A 10,308-nucleotide genomic window follows, 5' to 3' on the forward strand; every position below is an offset into this window, starting at 1 on the left:
GGACGCGGCGGCCACTACGGCGCGTCCGCCTGGGCCAGCACGCTGTCGATCGTGTCGGCGAGCATCGCGCCGGTGATCGGCTTGCGCAGGAAACGGTCGAACCCGGCCGCCTGCGCTTGCGGCTCGGCGTCGGCATCGGCGCGCGCGGTCACCGCGATCAGCGGCTGAGTGAAACCTTGCGCGCGCAGCTGCCGGGCCAGGTCCAGGCCGTTGATGCCGGGCAGGTCGAGGTCGAGCATGGCCAGATCGAAACGCGCGGTCGCGGTTTCGGCCAGCGCGGCCAGACCGTTGGCGACATGGCTCACGCGATGGCCTTGCGCGCGCAGCAAGCCCGCGATGACTTCGGCCACGGTGGCGTCGTCTTCGACCAGAAGCACCGACCGCGGCCCGGCCTGAAAGCCGCGAAACACAGGCTCCGGCGTTGAAGTCTCCACCACCGGCGGCGGCTGCGCCCAAGCCAAAGGCAGATCGAGCACGAATCGCGCGCCCTGCCCGGCCTGACTGAACACCGCGACATGTCCCTCCATCGCCGCGGCCAGTTCCTGGCAGATCGCCAGGCCCAGCCCACTGCCGCCGTAGCGCGCCGCGGTGCGCGCGCCTTCGGCCTGTTCGAAGCGGCGGAACAGGCGCGCCTTTTGTTCTTCGTTGAGGCCCGGGCCGGTGTCGGCGACTTCGAAGCGCACGCCCTGCGGCGCCAGCGCGTCCACGCGCAGGTTCACCGAACCTTGCTCGGTGAACTTGATCGCGTTGCCGAGCAGGTTCATCAGGATCTGGCACACCCGGTTGGGATCGCCGCGCAGGCCCAGCGGCGCGCTGGCGACGATATCGACCTGGAAATCCAGGCCTCGCTGGCGCGCCAGCGGCCGCATCAGTCCGGCCGCTTCCTCGACCAGCGCGCGCAGGTCGAACGGCCGGTCTTCCAGTTCGAGCTTGCCCGATTCGATCCGCGCCAGATCCAGCGCGTCGTTGACCAACCGTAAGAGGTGTTCGCCAGCGCGTCGGATAGATTCCGTGTAACCCCGCTGCTTCTCGTCCAGCGGCGTGTCCAGCAACAACTCGCTCATCCCCAGCACGCCCGTCATCGGCGTGCGCACCTCATGCCCCAAGGTCGCCAGGAACCGCGTCTTGGCTTCCGAGGCCTGTTCGGCCACTTCGCGCTTGTGCACCGCCAACTGCCACGCGCTGCGGCGGCCCAGGCGGCGGCGGTAGGCGATCGCGCCGATCGCCAGCAAGCCGATGCCGATGAGCGCGAACACCAGTTGCGCCCAGTTCGAACGCCACCACGGCGGCTTGACGTGCAGGTTGAAGGAGAGCGGATCGGACCAGATGCCGTCGGCGCCGGCGGCCTTGATCAGCACGCGGTACTCGCCCGGGTCCAGCCGCGAGAACACGCGCTCGCCGTTGGCGCGCTGTTCGATCCAGTCCGGGTCGTAGCCTTCCAGCCTGAAGCGATAGACGTGCGAGCGCGGGTCCAGGAACGACATCAATCGGGCGACGATGCGCAGGTCGCGATCGTCCGATTCCAGTTGCACGCGGCCCTGCGCCGGCGTGAGCGTCCATTCGTCTTCTTCGCGCCGCACGCTCAGGGTTTCCAGCGACAAGCGCGGCGGCCGCGCGCCCGGGAACGGCGTGTCCAGGTCGAACAGCACCACGCCGTCGAGCGACAGCGCCGCGCCGACGCCGTCGGCGTTGCGATGCGGCGCTGTGCGGGTCAGCTCGACATTGGGAATGCCGTCGCCCAGGCCGAACAGACGCAAGCGGCGCGCATCGGCCGAGACCATCAACAGGCCGCGCGTGGTGGTGACCCAGACCGTGCCGTTGCGGCTGACCAGCAACCCGGAGACGTTCGTGTCGGGATAGTCGGCGGTGTTGTCGATGCGCCGTTCCAGTTCCAGCTTGCCGCCCTGCCAGCGATACGATTCCAGCGCGCCGCTGCGCGCCATCCATAGCCGCTGCGGGCCGGCGAAGCTGAGCGCCTGGATGTCGCTGAAAGCGCCGCCGGGCACGGGGACGAAACCGTCGCCGTCCCAGCGCTGCAAACCGTTGTTGCCGGCGAACCACGGCTGCCCGTCCGGCCCCGGGCGGAAGGTCGCCGTGCTGGTCAGGAAACCGGCGCTGCCCAGCACTTTCTCGATCTCGCCGGCCGGCAGCGGCTCGCCGTCGGCGCGGTAGCGGCGCACCGACCCGTCGGAGAACCACAGCCACAGGCTGCCGTCGGGCCACTCGTACAGGAACCACACCGTCGCGCCCAGGTCCGGATCGCGCGCCGAGAACGGCCAGCGCCGCGCTTTGCCCGTGGCCGGATCGAACAGGCTCAGGCCGGTGGAATGGCCGACCCACAACTGCCCGTCGGGACGCGCGAACAAGGTGTGCAGCCACTTCACGCCCAGGCCCTTGCTGTCGGCGACCGGTTCCAGGTCGCCGCTGCCGGCGCGCAGGCGGTACAGATCGGTCGCGGTCAGCATCCAGAAACCGCCGTCGCCGTCGGGCGCGATGTCGCGCGCGTCGAGGCGGTCGATGCGGCGGCCGCCGACGGAGGTGATCGACGCGAAGCGGTTCCAGTCCGGCGGCAGATACGCAAGACCTTGCGAATAGGTGACGAACCAGATGCCGCCTTCGTCGTCGCGCAGCATCTGCATCAGGCCGCTGCGCCGGTCCCAGACGCCGTCGCCGGCATCGTCCTGCAGCAAGCGCACGTTGTCGTCGCTGTCCACCCGGTACAGGCCGGCGGTGGTGCCGATCCAGCGGCCGCCGGACAGATCGCTGACGACGATGGCGTTGGTGGTTTCCTCGCCCAGCGCCCACGGCGCCGCGGTCATGCGATCGTCCGCGCTCAGGCGGAACAGGCCGCGCTGGGTGCCGACCCAGGTCGAGCCGTCGGCGTCGGGCGACAACTCGCCGATGCGCACGCCGGCGGTTTCGTCGCGGCCGATCGGCGCGAAGCGATCGTTATCGAAGCGCGCCAGTCCGTTCATGGTGCCGACCAGCAAGCGGCCGCGCGTGTCGGCGAGCAAGGCGGTGACCGGCCCGCGCGGCAAGCGCGCGCCGGCGCCGACGCCGGGCTCATAACGCGTCACTTTGACGCCGTCGGGCGCGATGCGGCACATCTGGCCGGCGTAGGTCGCGGTCCAGATCGAACCGTCGGGCGTGCCGGTGAGATACGAGACGTCGTCGCTGCACGAAGCGTCGGCGCCGGTGAAACCGACGCGGACGAATTCCTTGCGATCGGCGCCGAGATAGCTCAGGCCGTTGCGGCTGGCCACCCACACGCGATCGCCGGCGTCGACGTAGAGGTCTTCGAGCATGTTGTCCGGCAGCGAACCGCTCAGGCCGATGGTGTGGCGCCACAGCGCGAACTCGACGCCGTCGTAGCGCGCCAATCCGTCTTCGGTGGCGATCCACAGATAGCCCTGATGGTCGAGCTCCATCGCCACGACCGATTTGGGCAGGCCTTGCTCCTGGCCGAAGCGGCGGAAGCGCGGGGTTTCCGGCAAGCGCGCTTGCGCCTCGTTGGCGAACTGCGCGCTCAACAACAGCAACAGGAGCAGACACAGACTACGTCCCAGCACGGACTCCTCCTGGACCGCGAGCGATTCTCTCCCGGTAAGGCCGGTGCGCTATCGTCGCAACGGCCCCGGTCGGGCGCAAGCGCGGGATGGCGGGGGAACGGTTCTGGCGCAAGGCCCACAGTATGTCTGAGCGCCGCTGCGCGGGGTGTCGCGGATGTGTGTTTTGCGATGAGGTGCGGGACTTTGGCGAGGTGTGTGCGCTGGGCGGTGATTCGGGGGCTGCGGGTTTCGTGGCGGCTGAGAGGAAAGCATCGGGGCTGAAGCCCCTCCCACAAGAGCAAGTGCCGATGACGGCTCTTGTGGGAGGGGCTTCAGCCCCGATGCCTTTCGATCAGCCCTCACCCAGCCTCACACCACCGGCTTCACCCCGAGGCCGGCGGTTTCGCCGCCCTCTCCACAATATCGCGCAGCGCATCGGCCAACATCGCGCCGGTCACCGGTTTGCGCAGGAAGCGGTCGAAGCCGGCGGCGACGGCCTGCGGTTCGGCATCGGCATCGGCGCGCGCGGTCACCGCGATCAGCGGCTGGGCGAAGCCTTGCGCACGCAATTGCCGAGCCAGATCCAGGCCGTTGATGCCGGGCAGATCGAGATCGAGCATGGCCAGATCGAACGGCGCCGTGGCGGTTTCGGCGAGCGCGGCCAGACCGTTGGCGACATGGCTCACGCGATGGCCTTGCGCGCGCAGCAGGCCCGCGATGACCTCGGCCACGGTCGGATCGTCCTCGACCAACAGCAACGCGATCGGCCCCACCTGCAAGCCGCGCAACCCAGGCTCCGGCGTCGAATTCGCCGACACCCGCGGCGGCTCCGCCTCGGCCAGCGGCAGATCGAACACGAAGCGCGCGCCCTGCCCGGGTTCGCTGAACACCGCGATCTGTCCGTCCATCGCCGCGGCCAATTCCTGGCAGATCGCCAGGCCCAGCCCGCTGCCGCCGTAACGCGCCGCGGTGCGCGCGCCTTCGGCCTGTTCGAAGCGGCGGAACAGGCGCGCTTTCTGTTCTTCGTTGAGACCCGGGCCGGTGTCGGCGATTTCGAAACGCACGCCCTGCGGCGCCAATGCTTCGACCAGCAGGCTGACCCGGCCCTGCTCGGTGAACTTGATCGCGTTGCCGATCAGGTTCAACAGAATCTGGCACACGCGACTGCCGTCGCCGCGCAGGCCGCGCGGCGCGCTGGCGGCGATCCGGACCTCGAAACTCAGGCCGCGCTGCTGCGCCAGCGGCCGCATCAGATCGGCGGCCTGATCGACCATCGCGCGCAGGTCGAAAGGCTCATCGGCCAGTTCCAGCTTGCCCGATTCGATCCGCGCCAGATCCAACGCGTCGTTGACCAACCGTAAGAGGTGTTCGCCAGCGCGCCGGATAGATTCCGTGTAACCCCGCTGCTTCTGATCTAGTTGCGTATCCAGCAACAACTCGCTCATCCCCAACACGCCCGTCATCGGCGTGCGCACCTCATGCCCCAAGGTCGCCAGGAACCGGGTCTTCGCCAACGAGGCGTGCTTGGCCACTTCGCGCTCATGCTCGGCGCGTTGCCAGTTCAAGCGCCGCGCCAGCCGGCGCCGGTACGCCATCGTGCCCCACCACGCCGCCAGCGCGATCAGGCCGAGCAAGGCCGCCATCGCCGGCGGCGTTCGCCACCACGGCGGGCGCACGTTGAATTCCAGCGTGCGTTCCTCGGCGGCGTTGCCGTTGGCGTCGATCGCGCGCGCATGCAGCAGATAACTGCCCGGCGGCAGGCCGGCGAACACGCGCTCGCCGCTGTCGCCGACCGCGACCCAGTCGTTGTCGTATCCGTCCAGGCGGGTGTAGTAGCGATTGGATTGCGGATCGTCGAACGAGAGCAGCCGCATCTGCACACGCATTTCGCGATCGTCCGGAGCCAGGCTCGGCAGCGATGCGTAGCGCGAAGCGCGCTCGGAACGCGACGGCCGCGGCGTGACGTGCAGCGGCAACGGCACCCAGCGGCCGTGCCGGCGCACGTCGAGCTGATGCCAGACCAGGCGCGGCTGGCGCGGCGGCGGATCGGCCAGGGCGGTGTCGATCAACACCACGCTGCCGTCCGACAGCGACGCGGCGAGCACGCCGTCGGCGGTCAGCACCGAGGCGCGGCGCAGGAATTCCTGGCTGCTCATGCCGTCCTGCACGCCGAAGCGGCGCAGCCGCCGATGCAGCGGGTCCCAGCGGAACAGGCCGCGCGAGGTCGGCAGCCAGATGCGGCCGACGCGATCGCGGAACAGGCCGGTGCCTTCGACCGCGGGAATGCCGTCTTCGACCCCGACCCGCGATTCCAGGCGCCAGTCGCCGCCGTCGCGCTGGTAATGCTCCAGGCCGTTGAGGCGTTGCAGCCACAGGCTGGCGGCGTCCTCAAACACGAAGCCGAACACGCGGTCGGCCGGCAGCCCGGGCACTTTGCGCATCACGTTGCGCAGGCGGTCGTGACGCAGCAGGCCTTGCCCGGACGCGATCCACAAGCCGCCGTCGGGCGCGAAACCGATCGCGTCGAAGTCGCCGTTGCCGATGCCTTGCTGGTTGCCGACGCGGATGGTGTTGATCACCTCGCCGGTGTCGGTATCGCGCTGTTGCAGGCCCTGGGTGAGGAAGGAAGTCCACAAGGTGCCGTCGGGCGCGATCACGGCGCGGTCCGGTTCGCCGGGCAGCACCGGTTCGGGCGTGTCGGTGGTCCAGTCGCGCCAGATGCCGGACGGATCGATCCGCACCAGGTTGTTGCGGCTGGTGGCGATCCACAGCCGGCCCTTGCGGTCTTCGACCGCGGTGTTGGGCGTGCCGCCCTTGCCCATCGCGTCGTGCGGGCCGTCGGTGACCGGCTCGACCACGCCGTCCAGGCCCAGCCGCTCGATCTCGCCGCGCGCGCCGACCAGCCAGAAGCCGCCGCGCGCGGCCGGCGTCACGGCGGTGTACAGCTCGCTGCTCAGGGTGCCGCGTTCGCGCGAATACTGGGCGATGCGGCGCCAGTCCGAGCGCAGATAGCCGACGCCGACACCGGCCAGCGGGAACCAGAACGAACCGTCGTCCTGGCCGACGATCTGCAGCACCGGACGCGCCGGACGCGCCGGGCCCAGCGCCATCGGCAGCGGCACCGCGTTCGGCGCCGCGCGCCAGATGCTGCGCTGCGTGCCCAGCCAAAAATTGCCGCCGCGATCCGGCGCCAGGGTCAGCACCGCGTTGAGGTTGCCGAACATCACGGAGTAGTCCGGACTGCTCCAGCGGCCGCTGCGCTCGCGCCGGTACAGGCCGGTCTTGGCGCCGACCCAGAGCTGATCGCCGACCGGGGTGACCGACAGCACCCACGGCGCCGGGTCGGTGCCGGGCACCTCGATGCGTTCGAAATCGCTGCCGGTCCAGCGCGCCAGGCCCTTGAAGGTGCCGATCCACAAGTCGCCGCGCGCGTCGAAGTTCAGCGACAGCACGGTGTCCGACGGCAGGCTGCGCGAATCGCCGTCCTTGGGCATGTAGCGGGTGATCAGGCCGTTGCGATCGAGCCGGTGCAGGCCGCCGCCGTAGGTGCCGAACCAGACTTCGCCGTTGCGGCTGGCCACCGCGAAAGTGTCGTCGCTGCCGATTTGCGCGCGCTCGGCGTGGCGGTAATGGACGAAGCCGTTGCGCTGCGCGTCCATCATGCTCAGGCCGCGGCCCTCGGCCGAGACCCAGATGCGGTCGCGATCGTCCACGGTGACCAGGGTCAGGTCGTTGCCGGGCAGCGAGGCCGGATCGTCCGGGGTGTGCCGCCAGACCTTCATGCCGATGCCGTCGTAGCGGGCCAGGCCGTCGGTCGTGGCCAGCCACAGATAGCCGGCGTGGTCGAAGGCCATGCCGTTGACCTTGCTCGACGGCAGGCCGTCGGGGACGCCGATGATGCGCGCGCGCGGTGCCTCGGGCACGGCAGCCCGGGCCGCGAATGGTGCACTCAGGCACAGACACAGGCAGGCGCATAGCAGCGTTCGCAACATCCGGTTCCCTCCCCCAATGAAACACGCCGTCCTGGCGGGCCGTTCCGGGCCATTCCAAGCCGTCCTCGATGCCTCTAAGACACCTTTTTGGTGCCCTTCCGGGCTCACGCCGGCCGCCCCCGTACATGGCGGCCATGTGACGTCCGGTCTTTCCCCGTGCAGTAGGCTCGGCGATATCGGCCCTGCGAGGCAAGTCACGGAACTTACGCCCCGCCTCGGCCGTCGGTCGGAAGGTGCCCGATCGAGCGCGCGGGGCCGTCCGCAACGGATCGTTGCGCGCGTCTAGACACGGCTGTGCACGGCTATGCCTAGAATCCACACCCATCTTGCCGGAGCTGCCATGTCTCTCATCCACCGCTGCGCCACCGCCCTGGCCGTGCTCTGCGCGCTGCCCGCGGCTGCGCGAGCCGCGCAACCGGAGACCTATGGCTTCGACCCGGTCCACACCCGGGTGATGTTCGCGATTTCCCACGCCGGCTTCTCGCAGGCCATCGGCACCGTGTCCGGCAGCGCCGGCACCCTCAGCTTCGACCGCAACGACTGGCGCGGCGCCAGGCTCGAAGTGCAGGTGCCGCTGACCCGGCTGGACCTGGGCGACGGCAAGTGGAACCAGGCCGCGCTGGCCGCCAACCTGCTCGACGGCAAGCGCTATCCGCTGGCGCGCTTCGTCTCCGAGCGGGTCGAGCCGGTGGCCGGCGAGGCCGATCGCGCCCAGGTCTGCGGCCAGCTGACCCTGCACGGCGTGACCGCGCCGCTGTGCATGGACGTCAAGCTCAACCAGCTCAAGCGCCACCCGCTGCCGCCGTTTCACCGCACCGCCGGGTTTTCCGCGACCGCGCGCCTGAGCCGCGCCGCGTTCGGCATCGACGCCTGGAAATCGGTGATCGGCGACGAGGTCGAGCTGCGTATCGAAGCCGAGGCGATCCGCGACAAGTACGTGGGCGATCAGCCCAAGGCCACCCCAGGCGACCCCGCCGCCGCGCCCGAGGAACCCGTCGATTCCACCGACCCCACCGATCCCGCCAAGCCCCAACCGGAGCCCAGCCGATGACCTTGAAGAACACCGCCGACCGATGGGGCGCCGTGAGCCAGCTGCTGCATTGGCTGATCATGCTGCTGATCGCGGCCATCGCCGTGATCGGCCTGACCATGGTCGACATGAGCAACGGCCTGCCGAAGATCAAGACCTACGCCCTGCACAAATCCCTCGGCCTGACCCTGCTGACCCTGGTGGTGCTGCGCCTGCTGTGGCGCATGTACGCCGGCGCGCCCAAGCCGGTGGACGGCACGCCGCACTGGCAGGAGCGCATCGCCTCGCTGACCCACTGGGTCCTGTACGCGCTGATGTTCGCGCTGCCGATTTCTGGTTGGGTGTTCAATTCCTCGTCCGGCTATCCGTTGCAGTACTTCGGCCTGTTCAACCTGCCCAAGATCGCCCAGCGCAGCGAAGACCTCGCCCAGCTCAGCCGCAACGTGCACGAATACGGTTTCTGGCTGCTGCTGGCGCTGGTGCTGGCGCATGCCGCCGCCGCGTTCTATCACCATCTGTTCCAGAACGACGCCACTCTGACCCGCATGCTGCCGGGCGGACGCCGCAGCTTCCAGGCCGTGCGCGACGTCGTTCTCGATACTGTTCCGCCTGCTTCCCCCTCCCCGGAGAAACCCGATGCAAATTAAATCCCTCGCCCTGGCCGCGACCTTGCTTGCCGCCGCCGCGCCCGCGTTCGCCGCCGATTATGTGCAGCAGTCCGGCTCCAGCCTGACCTTCGCCACCAAGTACCAGGGCGAAGTATTCGCGGGCAATTTCCCTGGCTTCACCGCGCGGCTGAGCTTCGACCCGGCACAGTTGGCGACGTCCAAGCTGGACGTGGTGATTCCGATGGCCGGCGCCAACACCAAGAACAGCGAACGCGACGACACGCTCAAGGGCGTGGATTTCTTCAGCATCGCCAAATTCCCGCAGGCGCGTTTCACCGCGACCAAGTTCCGCAGCCTGGGCGGCAACAACTACGCCGCCGACGGCAGTCTGAGCCTGCGCGGCGCGACCAAGCCGATCACGCTGACCTTCACCTGGACCGCGGGCGAGAAACCGGTGCTTGCGGGCAAGGCGACGGTGAAGCGTCTGGATTTCGGCGTGGGTGGCGGCGATTGGGCGGATACCTCGATCATTCCGAACGAGGTGGCGGTGAGCACCAAGGTCGTATTTGCGCCTGCGAAGTAAGCGCGTCGCTTGCCTGGCGCGAAGGCGCGGGTGAATTCGAAGAAGGCCGGAGTGCGAACTGCGGCCTTTCTTTTTGTCTGGTGTCCGGTGCAGAGCGACTTTGCGTTTGTTGTGGCGTTTTCTGTGGCAATTGCCGTTGCCGTTGCCGTTGCCGTTGCCGTTGCCGTTGCCGTTGCCGTTGCCGTTGCCGTTGCCGAGATTTTGCTTTGCCTCGGCTTTGCTGTGCCTCGGCTTCGGCTTCGGCTTTTTTGTTGCTGTTGTTGTTGCTGTTGCTGGGCGCGGCTTGTTACTCGCGAGACCAGGGACACCCGGAGGGCGGCGCACATGGACGTGCGCCGGGTCCCGCCGTGGGCAGGATGCCCACTGCGGGACCTGCCTGCGTCGGCACCGCACTCGTGGCTCTTGATTCGAAACAGCCTAAAGCCCTTTCTTTGGTTACTTTCTTTGTGGCTTTGGACAAAGAAAGTGACCCGCCGCTCTATGGCGGAAGCGTTTAGCGTTTGATCTTGATCTTGCTTGAAGCTTCTAAGGAACCTGAAAGCCCCGA

General features: G+C 68.7%; 5 protein-coding genes. 3 read left to right on the forward strand and 2 right to left on the reverse strand.

From position 1 onward, the window contains the following. Nucleotides 1-14: 14 nt before the first annotated feature. Both J7J50_RS07360 and J7J50_RS07365 read right to left on the reverse strand, forming a co-directional pair. Nucleotides 15-3,569, reverse strand: a complete 3,555-nt coding sequence (locus J7J50_RS07360; RefSeq protein WP_215058031.1) for an ATP-binding protein — start codon at nucleotides 3,567-3,569, stop codon at nucleotides 15-17. A 362-nt stretch (nucleotides 3,570-3,931) separates the two neighbouring features. Next, nucleotides 3,932-7,471: an ATP-binding protein gene (locus J7J50_RS07365; protein WP_343222450.1), complete on the reverse strand. Its 3,540-nt coding sequence runs from the start codon at nucleotides 7,469-7,471 to the stop codon at nucleotides 3,932-3,934. A gap of 409 nt (nucleotides 7,472-7,880) precedes the next feature. Between J7J50_RS07365 and J7J50_RS07370 the strand changes: the two genes are divergently transcribed. The 3 genes from J7J50_RS07370 to J7J50_RS07380 are packed head-to-tail and all read left to right on the forward strand — an operon-like array spanning nucleotide 7,881 to nucleotide 9,761. Next, nucleotides 7,881-8,591: a YceI family protein gene (locus J7J50_RS07370; protein WP_215058033.1), complete on the forward strand. Its 711-nt coding sequence runs from the start codon at nucleotides 7,881-7,883 to the stop codon at nucleotides 8,589-8,591. Beyond that, nucleotides 8,588-9,217: a cytochrome b gene (locus J7J50_RS07375; RefSeq protein ID WP_215058034.1), complete on the forward strand. Its 630-nt coding sequence runs from the start codon at nucleotides 8,588-8,590 to the stop codon at nucleotides 9,215-9,217. The genes J7J50_RS07370 and J7J50_RS07375 overlap by 4 nt, the downstream gene beginning before the upstream one ends. Further along, the gene (locus tag J7J50_RS07380; RefSeq protein ID WP_215058035.1) at nucleotides 9,207-9,761 is read left to right on the forward strand and encodes a YceI family protein; all 555 of its coding nucleotides are present in this window, start codon (nucleotides 9,207-9,209) and stop codon (nucleotides 9,759-9,761) included. The genes J7J50_RS07375 and J7J50_RS07380 overlap by 11 nt, the downstream gene beginning before the upstream one ends. Nucleotides 9,762-10,308 lie beyond the last annotated feature (547 nt).

This window comes from Lysobacter sp. ISL-50 (assembly GCF_018612875.1).
Lineage (GTDB): Bacteria > Pseudomonadota > Gammaproteobacteria > Xanthomonadales > Xanthomonadaceae > Lysobacter.

Bases quoted from the DNA above. Each gene is read 5' to 3' on its own strand.
- J7J50_RS07370 (WP_215058033.1), top strand. From the start codon at position 7,881: ATGTCTCTCATCCACCGCTGCGCCACCGCCCTGGCCGTGCTCTGCGCG.
- J7J50_RS07375 (WP_215058034.1), top strand. From the start codon at position 8,588: ATGACCTTGAAGAACACCGCCGACCGATGGGGCGCCGTGAGCCAGCTG.
- J7J50_RS07380 (WP_215058035.1), top strand. From the start codon at position 9,207: ATGCAAATTAAATCCCTCGCCCTGGCCGCGACCTTGCTTGCCGCCGCC.